The sequence below is a fragment of the Sphaerisporangium rufum genome (assembly GCF_016863395.1).
Classification (GTDB): domain Bacteria; phylum Actinomycetota; class Actinomycetes; order Streptosporangiales; family Streptosporangiaceae; genus Sphaerisporangium; species Sphaerisporangium rufum.
On sequence record NZ_BOOU01000012.1, the window covers coordinates 57458 to 72667 of the forward strand.

Sequence of the window (15210 nt, forward strand, 5' to 3'; positions counted from 1 at the left end):
CTCGGACGAGCACGTCCACTCCACTGCCCCGGCGAGGAGGACGGCGCCACGGGTACGGCGTCCGCCTGTAGACCGGCGGCGTGCAGAGCCGCTGATCTTGGTGGTACGGAGGCCATGCCCGTGGGGGTCGGTGCAGTCGTCGCGGTGTCCGCGCGGCCGCGCCTCCATGGTCCGGGACAGAACTCGAACCGCCGGGCCTTGAGCGTCCGCCGCCTCTTCGACCGCGCGTTCACCGCGACTCAGACCATGCTTGAGATCGCGTCACCGGCCATGGCCGGGCGCGCGTCATCAGAAGGCGGGATCGAGATAACTGCCGATCGTCCACCAGCCCTCAAAGTAGGCGTGGTAGGCCTCGATCTTGGCAACCGGAAGGTTCGGCTTGGACGTTGACTGCAGGGTCGAGGTGAGCTTGTTGTAACTGACCACGGGATCGATACAGTAAGTCCACTTGTAGGTTCCGGCGGCGAGGTAGACGTCCACCGTTGGGTGGGTGGTTTGGGGGACGTCGTACTCTACAAGACCCCACTTATAGGTTCCCGAAGCGAGTTTGATCTCCTTGTTCCAGCAGACCTCCGGGTTCTCCGCACGCGGAAGCTCCAGGTAGATCTCTTTGACGTTATAGGCGGTCGACGCGGCCGCAGCCGCGGGTGTCGCGAGGCCGATCGCCAGCACGGCGCCGATCAAAGACACACCAATGGACTTTGCCAGGCGAGGGGAAAGCATTGCGCTCCTCATTGACGAAACTTCGAGGCAGCGTAGCGGACGAAGATCACAACGGATTGCCGGTGGCGTTTCGGGGCTGTTTCGGTCGTCCGCCCGGGGTCACCTGAATCCCGGATCGGCCGCTGCGCGGCGGGACATCGAGCCAGGGTGGCCTTCCGGCGGTGATCATGGAGTGCTCGTCCACCTGGGCAAAGGCGGGACGCGGACCGAGAGGCGGTCGGGTTCGGCGTGGAACGGCCACCGCCCGGCGCCGGCGGCGAGCCAGGTTTGTGCGGCAAACCTCGCATACGGTGGCATTACCGGCGCACTTCGGGGGCAGAGGGAACGCACCATGGCGAAGGAGGCCCAGATGAACCACCGTCCGGCGGCGTCCGAACCGTATGACGAGGCCGACGGCCACGACGTGGTCGGGCTGCTGCGGCGCCGGCACGCCCAGATCGCCGCGCTGTTCGACCAGGTCGCCGCGGCGACCGGCATCCGCCGGGAACAGGCCTTCCACCGGCTGGTCCGGCTCATCGCCACGCACGAGACCGCCGAGGAGCAGGTCGTGCACCCCTACGCGCGGCTGGTGCTGCCCGGCGGCGACGCGGTCGTGGACCGGCTGCTGGCCGAGGAGCGCGAGCTGAAGATCCTGCTCGCCGAGGTGGAGGCCGTCGGACCGGACGGGCCGGGCTTCGAGCCCGAACTGCGGGCGCTGCGCGCGGCGGCCCTCGCGCACATCGACGCCGAGGAACGCGACGAGCTCGGCCCGCTGGGCGAGCGGACCAACGCGGCCGAGCGGCGGACCCTGGCGGTCGCGGTGCGGGCCGCCGAGACCTTCGCGCCCACCCACCCGCATCCCGGCCTGGAGTCCGCCACGCTCAGCCTGCTGCTGGGCCCGCCGGCCGCGCTCTCCGACCGGGCCCGCGACCTGGTCAACCGGGTGACCGGCAGCGCCGGCTGACCGCGGCCGATCAGCCGGGCAGGGACGGAGCCTGCCCGGACGCGGCCCGCCCGGACGGTGCGGGACCGTCCGGGACGGTCACCGGGATCTCGCCGCCCAGCAGCGCGCCCGCCGACAGCCGCAGGTCGTCCCCGCTCCAGAACCGGCCGGGGTCGTACCAGTTGGGGTTCCGGTCGGCCGGTAGCAGGCCCATGGCCTGGTAGGTGACCGCCACCACCTCCGCGCAGTAGGCCGACTCCAGCGCCGACCCCGCCGTCCGGCGGGGCAGCGGCACCCGGCCGCGCAGCCAGCGGCCGGCCAGCCGGGCGGTGGACGGGAACGGCGTGCCGTCCAGCCGGGCGATGGTCCGCAGCAGCGCGTCCTCCATCTCCCGGGTGACCGGCCGGTCGAGCTGGCGCAGCCACGCGCGCTGACCGTACCGCCGCGCCCACACCACCACCGCGTCCCGCAGATCGTGCAACTGCACGCCCCGCTGATTCGTGCCCGACCACAGGTCGGGCAGCGACCGTCCGAGCTCGGCGTGCCACATCAGCGGCGGCAGGTCGTCGAGCACCACCGACATGCCGACGTGGTTGACCGGGCTGTTCGTCGTCATCTGGATGGCGCGGTCGGGCACCGTGCGGCCGCGGAACAGCCAGACGTCGCCGGTACGGGTCAGGTCGAGCGCCTCGTCGAGGCTGAGATGACCGGGCATCCCGCTAGCGTAGGGACATGCGATGGTGGAAGGTACTCGGACTGGCGGCTTTCGCGGGGGTCGCGGCGACCGGGATCGTGATCACCCGGGCGGAGCGGCGGCGCCGTGCCTACACCCCGGAAGAGATCCGCACCCGGCTGCGCGACCGGCACGCGCAGGCCGTGGCGGCGGCCACCGGCCCGGCCGCAGCCCCCGTCCCGGACCGCCGGACCCTGCTCGAGCGGCTGGGAGCGGCGCCGCCCGGCGGCCCGGGCCGGCTCTGGGCGCCGTCGCCGCTCGCCACCCGGGTGCGCCGCGCGCTGCGCCGCCGCTGAACCGCCCTCCGTCTCCCACCGGCCGCCCTCCGGGTGGCCGGGCGCGGGGGAATTCCGCCGGCGGCCGCCCAGTTCGACGGCGGTTTCCGCGGCCCGGCGGGCCGTCCGGCTCCGGTTCGGTCGAACACTTCGCCTCGCCCGCCCGTATCTCCCCGGGAACGGCGGTCCTGCGATGCCGTGGCGGAAAGCCTGCCCGGCGTCCCGCGGGACCACGAGCCGAAAGGGAGACGGATGCATCGAGACCAGCGCAGATACGCGAACGGCGAGCTCCGCGGGGTCGCCGGCCTCCGTGGGCTCCGGCACCTGATCGGGACGCTGGCGGCCTGCGGGGCGATGGTCGGCTCGGTGGCCGGCTGCGCCGCCGACCGGCCGGATGAGCGGCTGCTGGGCGCGGCGTCCTTCCAGGCCGGGGACGCCGGCAAGGCGGCCTGCCCGAGCGTCGCCCGGGAGCTGCCCACCGACATCCCCGAGCAGGTGATCAGCCTGGTCGCGCGCAACCTCGGTCAGATGGAGCTGCAGCGGGTGTCCGCCGACCTGCGGCTCGCGGAGAAGGCCAAGGCACAGGTGGCCGACCCGGCCGCCGCGCAGCAGGCCGTGCTCGGCACGCTGGCCGGCCAGCGCTCGGTGCTGATCGAGGAGATCGCCAACGCCTTCGGCGAGGTGGGGGAGAAGCCGGCGGGCCTGGCCGCGCTCGCCGACTGCACCGTGGACGGCGGGGCCGCCGCGGCGCCGGCCGGGACCGAGACGCCGGTGGCCGCACCCGGCGGCGGTGACGCGCCGGCCGCCACCCCGGACGCGAGCGATCCGGCCGGCGCGAGCGGCGCACCGGACGCGGGATCGGCGAGCCCGGCCGCGACCCAGGACGGCGGTAACGGAACCGGCGGTGACACCGGCACGGGTGGTGGCGCGGGGACCGATGCCGCGACGCAGGGGCCGTACGGCTTCCGGGCCGGCGCGAAGGCCTCGGTCACCCCCACCGGCAAGCCCGGCAACGGCAACGCCAAGAGCAACGGGAACGGCACGGCGAACGGGAACGCGAACGGCGACGGCAAGGCCAACGGGAACGGGAAGGGTGCCAAGGCGACCGGCTCGAAGGCTCCGGTGGCCATCGTGGACACCGGCACGCCCGAGCCGAAGGCCGCCGACGCGGCGCCGAGCGCCGATCCGGCGCAGACCGCGACCGCCGAGCCGTCGGGCGCGCCGGCGGCCACCGCCACCGGTGACGCCGCGGCCACGGACGCGGCCACGGACGCCGCGACGCCGGCCGCCACCGGCCAGGCCGCCGCCGGCCTCGCGGTCGCGTGCCCGCCGGTGGCCGACGCGCTGGGCGAGGTGCCCGGGGTGATCAAGTCCGAGGTGGCCCGCAACCTGGGCCTGCTCGAACTGCAGATCGCCTCGGTGGATCGGCAGCTCACCGGCCAGGACGGGCAGGACGGCCGGGGTGAGGCCCTGCTGTCGGCCCTGCAGCGCAAGCGGTCCGTCGTCGTCGAGCGCATCGGCGCCACCGTCTACCAGGCCACCGGGTCCCCGGCCGAACTCGGCTCCCTGGTGGAGTGCACCCTGAACGACGGCGGCGCGGCCACCGCGACCCCCGCCGACACCGCCGCACCCGCGGACACCGCGACGCCCGCGGACACCGCCGCCCCGACCGATGGCACCGGTTCCACCGGCGACGGCACCACGGGCGGCGGCTCCTCCGGTGCCACGGACGGCGCCACCGGCGGCACCACGGACGGCGGCTCGGACGGCGGCTCGACCGACTACGGCACCGGTGATTCCACCGGTGGTTACTGATCCCCGTCCCGGCCGGGGCGCGGAGGCATCCGACGGCCGGTGTGGCCGCCGGTTCGCCCGGCGGGCGCCAGGGCCGGCCGTACCGGCGGCCACGGCGGGGGACGCCACCGCCGTGGCGCCAGGGGCGGCCGTACCGGCGGCCACGGCGGGGAACGCCGCCGCCGGGTATCGGATCCGGCCGCACCCGCGGCCGGGAATGCCCGCCGGGTGGCCGCCACACCGGACCGGCGGCACGGCGGAGACCGGAAGGCCGGGGTGCCAGATCGGCACTCCGGCCCGGTGCGGCGGCCGGGGAATGTAGCGTGAATTCGGCTGGAAAGGGGTCGCTGTTTCGGTCCCCGCCCGCTGGTCGGCGAGAAAAGGCGCGGTTATCGTCGATGGGTCCAGGAAACCGAATCTGTTTCAGGAGCTGCGGCGGTGGCCGGGGGCGACGAGAACCGGAAGCGGTCCGCCGCCGCTGCCGGCGAGATTCCGCGGCCGCCTGCCGCCGGTGCCGATGAGGATCCGAAGCGATCTCCCGCCGGTGGCGAAGAGCGGCCGGCCCCGGCCTTCGCACCCTCGCAGGGTTCTCCAGGTCGCCACGGTCCGCCAGGTGGTGACGGCGGCCGGCAGCCGTCCGCGGCCGGAGAGGACCGCCCGGCCGGCGGAAACGACATCAGCGGGACGGTCGCGGGCCCCGCGGTCCAGGCACGCGCCATCCACGGCGATGTGCGCATCACCGTCGGCGGGCGCCCGGAGACACCGGTCCCGGCGCAGCTGCCCCCCGCCCCCGCGATCTTCGTCGGCCGGGACGCCGAGCTGGCCGGACTCGACCGGTTCCTCGCCGAGGGCGGGCGCGCGCCGGACGCCCCCGCCGTCGTGGTCGTCACCGGGCTCGGCGGCGTCGGCAAGACCTCGCTGGCGCTGAGCTGGCTGCACCGGGTGCGCGACCGTTTCCCCGACGGGCAGCTGTACGTCGACCTGCGCGGCCCGGTGCCGCCCGGCGAGGTGCTGGAGCGGTTCCTGCGCGCGCTCGGCACGCCGCCGGAGCACCTGCCGTCCACCCTGGACGAGCAGGTGGCGGCGTTCCGCACCGCGGCCGCCGGCCGCCGACTGCTGATCATGCTGGACAACGCGATCTCCGCCGCCCAGGTCCGCACCGTACTGCCCGCCTCGGGTCACGGCCTGGTGCTGGCCACCTCGCGGGCGCGGCTGTCCGGGCTGGTGGTCGAGGGCGCCCGGTACGCCGACCTGGACCCGCTCGGCCCGGACGCCGCCGTCGACCTGCTGCACCGGCTGGTCGGCGGCGAGCGGGCCCGCGCCGAGCCGGCCGCGGCCGCCCGCTTGGTCGCGCTGTGCGGACGGCTGCCGATCGCGGTGTGCGCCTCGGCGGCCCGGCTGGCCCGGCGCCCCCGGCTGCCCATCGCGAGCCTGGTCGGCGAGCTGGCCGACGCCCGGCACCGGCTCGCTGTCCTCAGCGCGGACGACGAACTCTCCCCGCGCGCGGCCTTCGACGTCTCCTACGCCTCGCTCGCCGCCGACGAGGCCCGGCTTTACCGCATGCTCGGCCGGCATCCCGGCCCGTCGTTCGCGCCCGGCGCCGCCGCCGCGGCGGGCGGGCTGCCGGCGGAGACGGCGCGCCGCCTGCTGGACCGGCTGGCCGCCGCCGGCCTGGTCACCGCGGAGGCCGGCGGCCGGTTCCGGCTGCACGACCTGGTCCACCTGCACGCCCGGGAGACCTCGGCCGCGGCCGATCCGCCGGAGCTGCGCGCCGCGGCCTTCACCCGGATCGCGTTCTGGTACCTCCGCACCGCGGTGGCCGCCGACCTGGTGGTGGTGCCCGGCCGGTGGCATCTCGGCCCGATGTACGAGCCCGCCAAGGCGGCGCCGCCGGCCTACGACGGCCCGGCCGCCGCGCTGGACCGGCTGGACGACGAGCTGCCGAACCTGCGCGCCCTGCTCGGCCAGGCCCACGAAGAGGGCCGGCATGACCTGGTGTGGCAGCTCTGCGAGGCACTGTGGGGGCTGTTCCTGCACCGCAAGCACTACGCCGCCTGGGTGGAGACCCACGAGCTCGGGCTCGCCTCGGCGCGGGCGTGCGCCGACCCGCGGGCCGAGTCCCGCATGCTGGGCGCGCTGTCGGTGGCGCACCTCAACCTGCGAAACTTCGAGCGGGCGCTCGCCCTGTCCCGGCGGGCCGCCGCCCTGGAACGGTCCGCGGGGTCCGCGCTCGGCGAGGCCGCGGCGCGGGAGCGGATCGGCCTGGCCTGGCTCGGCATGCACCGGCCGGAACGCTCGATCGAGGAGTTCACCCGGGCCCGGGCGATCCACCAGGGCCTCGGCCGGCGCCGGGGGATCGCGCTGATGACCCGGCGGCTCGGCGAGGCCTACCGCGACACCGGGCGGTACGACCTGGCGGCCGCCCACCTCGCCGAGGCCTGCGGCGTCTTCCGCGACCTCGGCGAACCCTACCTCCAGGCCCGCACCCTGACCGAGCTGGGCCGGGTGCATCTGCTGGCCGGCCGGCCGCGGCCGGCGGCGGGCGCCCTGGCCCGGGCGCTCGCCCTGGTGACCGGGCTCGGCGCGCGGTACGAGCAGGCTCAGATCCGGCTGCTGCTGGCGGAGCTGGCGACGGCCGGCGGCGACCCGGCCGGGGCCCGCGCCCACCTGGAGACGGCGCTGGAGATCTTCACCGAGCTCGGCGCGCCGCAGCGCCAGCGGGTCCGCTGGCTCCTGGACGGCCTGCCGCCCGGGCGGTGACGATCATCATGATCCGGATGCCCTGTCCAGATGACGGGCGGCCGGCGACGAGCGTGGCGGTGCCGAGCGTGGCGGTGCCGAGCGCCGTAATGCCGAGCGTGGCGGTGCCGAGTACCGGCAGCCGGTCGCCGCCGGCCAGCCAGGCGTGCGCCGCCGAGGCGGCCGCCCAGGCAGGTCCGGCGAGCCGGACGGCCTGCCCGTCCCGGGCCCGGACCAGGCAGCCGCCGGCGCCGGTCGGAGCCGCGGCCACCAGGCAGCCCGGGAACCGCGCGAGCGCCGCGGCCGGGCCGCCGGGATCGGCGGCCGGGCAGACGAGCACGTCGGCCAGCGGCGACCAGGCCGCGTCGTCCGCCGTCGCGCTGAGGTGCTCGTCCACCAGGACGGTGCCGGCCGCCCGGCCGGTCACCACCACCCGGACCCGGTTCACCGGTGACCGCCGGTGCCGGCGTCCGGAGCCGGCGGAGCCACGGATCGCCGGCCGGGCACCGCGACCGGACCGGCCGCCGGCGCCGTGCCGGCTATCGGCGCCGCGCCGGCTATCGGGATCGTGCCGGCCATCGGGGTCGTGCCGGTCACCGGCGCCGTGCCGGTCACCGGGGTGGTGCCGGGCGTCGGGATCGGGACGTCCACCGGGATCGGGACGGGCATCGGCGGCGGCGCGGCGGGCAGGACACCGGGCGGCTCGGGCAGTCCCAGCAGCCGGTACATCGTCCGGCGCAGCACGTCCGCGGCGCCGCCCGGGAGCGAGGTGAGCGCTGCCCGCATCCGGGTGGTGGTGTCCGGTGACCACCGGGCCGCCGCCCGGTCGAGCTGCGCCGGGATCGGCGTGCCGGGCGCCAGCGGCTCGGCCACCGAGGCCAGCCGGGCGAAGGCGGACCCCGGTAGTACGTTCCGCGCCGCGAACGGCGCGAGCAGCACCGGCCGGCCGAGCGCGGCTCCGTAGACGGCGATGGAGCTGCGATCGGCGAGCAGCACGTCGGCGGCCACCAGCGCCGCCCGCCAGCCCTCCTCCGGCGGGAGCAGTACGGCGCCCGCGCGGGTGCCGGCGGAGAACCACGACCGGATCTGCCGCCGGCCGTGCACCACCCAGGTGTTCGGGTGCAGCACGACGACCACCCGGACCCCGGCGCCCGCTGCGCCGCCCGCCAGCCGGACCAGCAGGTCGGGGTGGCGGGCCAGCAGCGAATCCGCGCCGAAGTGCGAGGAGACCATGAGCAGCCGCTGCCCTGGCCCGACACCGAGGGCCGCCCGGTACGCCGCCCGGTGCGGCAGGCCGGCCAGCAGGCGGTCGAAGCACAGGTCGCCGGCCACCACCGCGGCCGGTAGCGCCGCCGGGCATTCCTCGGCCAGCACCCGGCGGTGGTCCTCATGCCCGAGCATGATGGCCGCCGGGATCACCCGCCCGTGCATGGTCATCCCCTGGAGTCCCAGTCCGTTCACCGCCTGCGGCGCCGGCGGCCCGTACCCGGCCTCTCGGGGCACGTAGTAGTTCGGCCCGGCGCCGTGAAAGACGGTCATCACGGGGGCGCGCAGCCGGTCCAGCATGCCCTGCCCGGCCGCCACCGCCAGGTCGAACGGGGTCTCGGCCGCCTGCGCCCACGGCATGACCAGCGCCCCCGTGGTGCTCAGGAACTCGTGCGCCCCCCGCGCCAGCCGCGACGACGGCGGCACGGTGTAGACGACCTGGATCCGCCGGTCCTCCTCGATGAGCGGCGCGTGGTCCATCAGCCGCGTCGCGCCCGCCAGATGGTGCGCCACCATCACCGCGGTGCGCCGCACGCCGTGGGTCTCCGCCGCGGTCGCCTCCGGAGAGAACGGCCCTCGCAGCTGCTCCTGCCCGCACGTCATGATCTTCTCCCTGCTCGCCGGCGGCCCCCTCGCGGAACCACCGGCGGCAGCATGCGAGCCGGCACCGGATGAAGACCTTGCGGTCAGGTGGACGCCGACCTTGCCGAGTCCTCCGTTCTCACCCGGCCGGCGGTCATGAACCCGCCGCATTCGGAGTTTTTGATCATGAAGATGTCCTTGCCTTTGCCCTCGACGGCGGCCGCGACAAGTGATGTCCCATATGTAGCAAAAGCGACATTGGTTAGGGTGCTGGTGGTTTTATGCTGACATGGAGGCAAGTGCGTAATGCTCGTGGCGGTGGTCGGTGACATATGGAAGAGTGCGCCCATGGTCACGGCCATCATGGTGCTGAACATGTAGATTGGTGCCCCCTGGTGGGTTTAGGTGCATAGATCCCTCTTGATCTACCAAAGCTGATCATATCTAGATAGCGGAGTTCCGCAACCCTGATTGAGTTCTCTCCATATCGAGATTCACGTGGCAGGTAAATGCGATTTTCAGTCTTCTGTTTGCTTCAGTAAGCGAAGTTAGCGATAAATCGGCATTGGACCGATGCGTAGCCATATGTCACGCTTTCAGAAAGTTGCCGATCCGGGCGTGGGGAGACACCGGAGGGGGCGGAGTGGACTTCAGGCTGCTCGGTCGTGGCGTGGGGATCGTCTTGGACATCGGCGGGCGCAGCCACCCGCTCGGCACGCCCCAGCAGCAGATCGTGCTGGCGAGCCTGCTGCTGGACGAGGGCGGGCATGTCCCGGCGGACATCCTGATCGGCCGGCTGTGGGGTGATCACCCGCCGCGCAAGGCCTCGGACAACCTGCACAGCGCGGTGTCCCACGTTCGCCGCCGGCTGCGCGAGATCACCGGAGACGGTGTCCAGATCGTGGTCAAGGGGGGTACCTACGCGCTGACCCTCGGCTCGGCCAAGGTCGACCTCCACCAGTTCCGCCGGTTGCGCCGCCGGGCGCTGGCGGTGGAGCGTAGTGGTGATCCCGAGCTTGGCATCCGGCTGCTACGCGAGGCGGAACGGCTGTGGCCGGGCGACGCTCTGGCCGGACTGCCCGGCGCCTGGGCCGGCCGGATGGCGGGCTGGCTCGCCGAGGAACGCGCCGGAGCCCGGCGTGAGCGGATCGAGCTGGAACTGAGCCTGGGCCGGCATGCCGAGATCCTGGATGAGCTGCGCGGGCTCACCGCCCGGCATCCGGCCGACGAGCCGTACGCCGCCCAGCTGATGACGGCCCTGTACCTGGCCGGCCGGCGGGTGGACGCGCTCGACGTCTACCGGCGCACCCGACGCCACCTGATGGACGAGCTCGGTACCGAACCGGGACCGGTGTTGCGCGAGGCGCACATGCGCGTACTCAACGGCGCCCCCGACCTCGCGGCCACCGCGGCCGGCCGGACGGCGGACCCCGGATCCACGCCGAACACCCTGCCCCGCGACATCCCCCACTTCACCGGCCGGCAGCCGGAGATCGCGGCGGCGAGCGCGCCGCCGGACGGCACGCGGGCCGTGGTGATCCAGGGCATGACGGGAGTGGGTAAGACGGCACTGGCCGTGCATCTGGCCCACCGCTCGACCGGCCGGTATCCGGACGCCGCCCTGTACCTCGACCTGCGCGCGCACGACCCGGTGCGGCCGCCGCTGGACACCGCGGCGGCCCTGCTGGAACTGCTGCGCATGCTCGGCGTCGCTCCAGCGGCCGTACCCGCGTCCCTGGGCGCACGGGCCGTGCTGTGGCAGGCCGAGCTCGCCGCGCGGCGGGCCGTCGTGGTGCTGGATGACGCCGCCGGCCCGGAGCAGGTGGCACCACTGCTGGGCCGGGCGTCGTCCAGCCTCGTCATGGTGACCACCCAGGCCCGGTTCGACGGGACGGCCGGGATCCGCCGCATCTCCCTCGGGGTGCTCCCGCCCGCGGACGCCGCGGCGCTGACCGAACGGCTGGCCGGTGCGGGGGCCGACCCTGGACGAGTCGATGAGGTGGTGCGGCTGTGCGGCGGCCTGCCGCTGGCCATCACGCTGTGTGCCGGGCGCCCGTCGCCCGCGGGGCCGGACCGGGAGTGCCGGGACGGCGACTCGCCGGCCCGCCCGGAGATGAGCGCGGGCGCCGGGCGGCCTGGCCGGATCGCGCGTCATCGAGCGGCGCCATGGGACCGTTCCATTCAGGACGCCCTGCCGGAGGTCCACTCGGCGTTCGAAATTTCCTACCGGACGTTGCCCGAGGAGGCGCGGGCCGCGTTTCGGCGGCTCGGTCTGTCACCGTGCCGGGACTTCGGCGAGGACCACGCCGCGGCACTGTTCGGCACCACGGTGGCGCGGGCCCGAGAGCTGCTCGGCCTGCTGCTCCGCCATCATCTGCTCCAGCAGGTGGGACCGGACCACTACCGCTTCCACGACCTGGTCGGCGCGTACGCGTACGACCGCGCATGGCGGGAGGACACCGCTGCGGAGAACCGGCGGGCGGTCACCCGGCTGCTCGACGACCGGCTGCGCATGGTGGAGGCGGCGAGCCGGGCCGTCCGCCGCCTGGATGAGAGGGCGGACGAAGGGGCGGTGGAAAGCCCCGATCCCGTGGCCGTCCGGCGCGCGCTGGCGGGGGAGTGGGGTGGCGTTCTTGCGCTGGTGCAGTGGACGGCGGAGAGCGAGGTCGGCGAGTGGCTGACGTATCCCGGCCGGTTCATGCGGTCGATGGCGGAGTTCCTGGACACCGAGGGGTACTGGGAGGACGCCCGCACCGGGCACGGGCTGGCGCTCGTCGCCGCCCGGCGGCGGCGGGACACCGCCGGTATCGCCCGCGCCTCGCTGGACCTGGGGTTCGCGTGCTTTCGGACCGGCTGTCACCAGGAGGCCCGGGAGAACACGCAGGCGGCGATGACCCTGTACCGTTCCATCGGTGATCGCCAAGCGGTCGCCCGTTGCCAGGATCGGCTTGGTGTCATCTGCTGGGCGACCTCCGACTACCGGTCGGCCCTGGCCTACCACGAGGAGGCGCAGGAGCGGTACCACGCGGTCGGCGACGCCAAAGGGCGGGCGGAGGCGCTCGGCCATCAAGGGATCGTCCACTTCCACCTGGGTAACTACCGGGATTCGTTGGACCTGTTCACCCGTGCTCTGGCGCTGCACCGGCACATCGGTGATCGTCGCGGGGAGGCCAAGGCGCTGAACAACGCGGGGGATGTGCGCAAGCGTCTGGGCGACCGCCGGGAGGCCGTCCGGCTCTACCGGGAATCGTTGCGGATCTTCCAGGAGATCGACGGCCGGCAGAACCACGCGATCCTCTCCGGCAATCTGGGAGATGTACGCCGGTACGAGGGCCGGTACCAAGAGGCGCTGGACTGTTACCGCAAGGCCATGGTGACCTTCCAGCAGACGGGGGACCGGCCCAACCAGGCGGAGATCCTCAACAGCATCGGCAGTACTTACCTGCGGATGGGCGGGGTGGACGGGGCGCTGGTGCACCACCAGGAGGCCCAGCGCCTGGCGGAGGAGATCGCCGACACCTACCAGCTTCTGAGGGGGATGCTGGGGGTGGCGGGCGTGCACTGCGCCACCGGCCGGTACGCCCAGGCGCGGGACCTCGGCCGCCGGGCCGTCGCCCTTGCCCGGTCGATCGGTGATCTGTACCAAGAGGCCCGCGCTCATCGGCGGATGGCCGATGCCCAGCTCTGTCTGGGCGGTCCGGAAGAGGCGCGGATCTCCTGGCGACTGGCGCACGGGCTGCTGTCCCAATTGGGCCTGCCGCAGGCGGAGGAGGTTCGCGTCCGCCTCCAGGACCTGGGCGGCACCGGGCCGTGACGCCGCCTCATCGCTGTCACCGGGCCGCCGTCCGGTGGCCGCGAGACCTTCACGGGCGGTCGTCGCGAGTCCGATCGCGACCGCCGAGCCCGGTCCCGGTCGCAGTGCCATCCCGGGCTGCTCCGACAAGGGTGATGGACGGCCTGGCGCGGTCACCGGTGATATGCGAGAGATAGGGCGAAGGACCGATCTATCCAGAGTTGACGGGGCTGTCCTACCATGGCGGCACATCCAACCCGCGGGTCGACATGGGACGGCGAGGCCGGTGACTGGTCGGGCGGGCGCGGGCGGGCTGCCCGCGGAGACGACGCGGCTGGTCGGGCGGCGGCGGGAGATCGCCGAGATCACCCGGCGGCTGCAGACGGCGCGGCTGGTCACGCTGACCGGCGTCGGCGGCGTCGGCAAGACGCGGCTCGCGCTGCGGATCGCGCGGAACGCCGGCGACGCCTTCCCGGGCGGCGTCCGGTTCGCCGACCTGTCCGGGCTGCCCGGGCCGGCGGCCCTGGGCCGGGCCGTGCGCGCCGCGCTGGCCTCCGCGGACGGCACCGGCGGCCCCATGGCCGAGCGCCTGGCCCGGCTGCTGGCCGGCCGGCTCGGCCTGCTGGTGCTGGACGGCTGCGAGCATGTGGCGGAGGCGTGCGCGTCGGTGGTGGCGGCGCTGCTGGCCGCGGTCCCGGCGCTCACCGTGCTGGCCACCAGCCGGCGTGTCCTCGGCGTGCCCGGCGAGTCGCCGTTCCAGGTCGAGCCGCTGCCGGTGGAGGCACCGGAGGACGCCGGCCGGAACGGCGCGGGGGACGGTGGCGGGGAGGGGGCGGTCGCGCTGTTCGCCGACCGGGCCGCCGCCGCGCTGCCCGGATTCGCGCCGACGCCGGAGGTGGCTCTGCTGTGCCGCCGGCTGGACGGCATTCCGCTGGCCGTGGAGCTGGCCGCGGCGCGGCTCGGCACGCTGACCGTCGGGCAGCTGATCCGCGGGGCCGGTGACCGGTTCGGGCTGCTCGCGGACGGCGGCCCGGCGGGATCGCCGCGGCACCGGTCGCTGCGGGCGGCGATCGGCTGGAGCCATGAGCTGTGCGCGCCGCTGGAGCGCCTGCTGTGGGCCCGGCTCTCGGTCTTCGAGCCCGGATTCGATCTGGCGGCGGTGCGGGCGGTGTGCGCCGACGCCGACCCCGGTCGCGGCCTGCCGGCCGAGCTGGTGGAGGACGTGCTGGTCGCCCTGGTGGACCGGTCGATCGTGCAGCGCGTCGACACTGGGCGGGAGATCCGCTTCCGCATGCTGGACACCGTCCGGGAGTACGGCGCGGAGCGGCTGCGCGAGCTCGGCCTGCGGGCGGCGACCCGGCGGCGGCACCGCGAGCACTACCTGGCGCTGGCCTGCCGGTTCGACCGCGAGTGGTTCGGCCCCGACCAGGTCGCCTGGCGCGCGCGGATGAGCGAGGAGCTGCCGAACCTGCGCGCCGTGCTGGACTCCTGCCTGGCCGACCCCGCCGAGCACGCCACCGCGCTGGCGCTGGCCGGGCGGCTGGCCTACCTGTGGATGGCGTGCGGCCTGGCCGCCGACGGCCGGCACTATCTCGGCCGGGCGCTCGCCGCCGGTCACGTGCCGGGCGAGAACCGCTGCCGGGCCTTGTGGGCATGCGCCTGGCTCGCCGATCTGCAGGGCGACCTGGACACCGCCAACGATCTGGCCACCGAGTGCCTGTCGGAGGCGTTCGCCCGGCGTGACCAGGCGGCGGCCGGCTGGGGTACGGTGTGCTGCGCCACCACCGGCCTGCACTGGGGTTACCTGGCCGAGGCGCTGGCGATGTACGAGCAGGCGCGCGCCACGCATGAGGACGGCGGCGACCGGGAGGCCGGCCTGGCCTACACCCTGGTCTGCGAGGCGTACGCGCTGACCTGCCTGCGCCGGCCGGAGCAGGCGCTGTCCCGGCTGCGCCGGCAGCGGTCGCTGAGCGAGTGCCGGGGCGACGTGTGGCTGCGCTCGTCCGGGGACCGGGTGCGCAGCCTCATCGAGCTGGACCGCGGCGACGCGCGCGCCGCCGAGCGGTTCGCCCGGGCCGCGCTGCGGGACAAGCACCGGCTGCACGACGGGCCCGGCACCGCCGACGCGCTGTCGGCGCTGGCCGCCGCGGTGGCGTCGCTGGGCCGGATGGACCGGGCGGCGCGGCTGCTCGGCGTGCTGCGGCTGGTCGAGGACGACTGCGGGCTGCGGGCCGGGCGGCCCCGGCCGATGGCGCCGGGCGCGCCGGCCGAGCGGCAGGCGCGGGCGGTCCTCGGCGACCGCGCCTTCGAGGCCGCCTACGACGCGGCCCGCGCGCAGGACCGGCGGGCCGCTCTGGAGTACGCCCTGGAGGAGACCGGCTGA

The 15210-nt window shown here is 74.9% G+C and carries 11 protein-coding genes; 6 read left to right on the forward strand and 5 right to left on the reverse strand.

Going from position 1 to position 15210, the window contains the following annotated elements; translation table 11 throughout:
* Positions 1 to 288 precede the first annotated feature (288 nt).
* Complete coding sequence (locus Sru01_RS03935; protein ID WP_203982452.1) at positions 289 to 723, reverse strand: hypothetical protein; 435 nt, start codon at positions 721 to 723, stop codon at positions 289 to 291.
* Between the two features lie 349 nt (positions 724 to 1072).
* Between Sru01_RS03935 and Sru01_RS03940 the strand changes: the two genes are divergently transcribed.
* Positions 1073 to 1666, forward strand: a complete 594-nt coding sequence (locus Sru01_RS03940) for a hemerythrin domain-containing protein (RefSeq protein ID WP_203982453.1) — start codon at positions 1073 to 1075, stop codon at positions 1664 to 1666.
* Positions 1667 to 1676: 10 nt separating this feature from the next.
* Here Sru01_RS03940 and Sru01_RS03945 read toward each other — a convergent pair whose 3' ends face one another.
* On the reverse strand, positions 1677 to 2360 hold the full coding sequence (locus tag Sru01_RS03945; RefSeq protein WP_203982454.1) for a hypothetical protein: 684 nt from the start codon (positions 2358 to 2360) through the stop codon (positions 1677 to 1679).
* Between the two features lie 17 nt (positions 2361 to 2377).
* Here Sru01_RS03945 and Sru01_RS03950 point away from each other — a divergent pair, with 17 nt between their 5' ends.
* The 3 genes from Sru01_RS03950 (at position 2378) to Sru01_RS03960 (ending at position 7207) form a co-directional block, all read left to right on the forward strand.
* Positions 2378 to 2674 (forward strand): hypothetical protein, encoded by a 297-nt coding sequence (locus Sru01_RS03950; protein ID WP_203982455.1) that lies wholly within the window; start codon positions 2378 to 2380, stop codon positions 2672 to 2674.
* 231 nt (positions 2675 to 2905) lie between these two features.
* Positions 2906 to 4468: a hypothetical protein gene (locus Sru01_RS03955; protein WP_203982456.1), complete on the forward strand. Its 1563-nt coding sequence runs from the start codon at positions 2906 to 2908 to the stop codon at positions 4466 to 4468.
* Positions 4469 to 5176: 708 nt separating this feature from the next.
* On the forward strand, positions 5177 to 7207 hold the full coding sequence (locus Sru01_RS03960) for a tetratricopeptide repeat protein (RefSeq protein ID WP_203982457.1): 2031 nt from the start codon (positions 5177 to 5179) through the stop codon (positions 7205 to 7207).
* On the opposite strand, the gene Sru01_RS03965 is transcribed toward Sru01_RS03960, so the two are convergent.
* From Sru01_RS03965 to Sru01_RS03975, 3 genes are all read right to left on the reverse strand, one after another.
* Complete coding sequence (locus tag Sru01_RS03965; RefSeq protein WP_203982458.1) at positions 7137 to 7634, reverse strand: hypothetical protein; 498 nt, start codon at positions 7632 to 7634, stop codon at positions 7137 to 7139. The genes Sru01_RS03960 and Sru01_RS03965 overlap by 71 nt on opposite strands.
* Positions 7631 to 9055 (reverse strand): hypothetical protein, encoded by a 1425-nt coding sequence (locus Sru01_RS03970; RefSeq protein ID WP_203982459.1) that lies wholly within the window; start codon positions 9053 to 9055, stop codon positions 7631 to 7633. The genes Sru01_RS03965 and Sru01_RS03970 overlap by 4 nt, the downstream gene beginning before the upstream one ends.
* 83 nt (positions 9056 to 9138) lie before the next feature.
* Positions 9139 to 9411: a hypothetical protein gene (locus Sru01_RS03975; RefSeq protein ID WP_203982460.1), complete on the reverse strand. Its 273-nt coding sequence runs from the start codon at positions 9409 to 9411 to the stop codon at positions 9139 to 9141.
* A gap of 293 nt (positions 9412 to 9704) precedes the next feature.
* Here Sru01_RS03975 and Sru01_RS03980 point away from each other — a divergent pair, with 293 nt between their 5' ends.
* Positions 9705 to 12848 (forward strand): AfsR/SARP family transcriptional regulator, encoded by a 3144-nt coding sequence (locus tag Sru01_RS03980; RefSeq protein WP_203982461.1) that lies wholly within the window; start codon positions 9705 to 9707, stop codon positions 12846 to 12848.
* A 265-nt stretch (positions 12849 to 13113) separates the two neighbouring features.
* Positions 13114 to 15210, forward strand: coding sequence for an ATP-binding protein (locus Sru01_RS03985; protein ID WP_203982462.1), 2097 nt, complete (start codon positions 13114 to 13116; stop codon positions 15208 to 15210).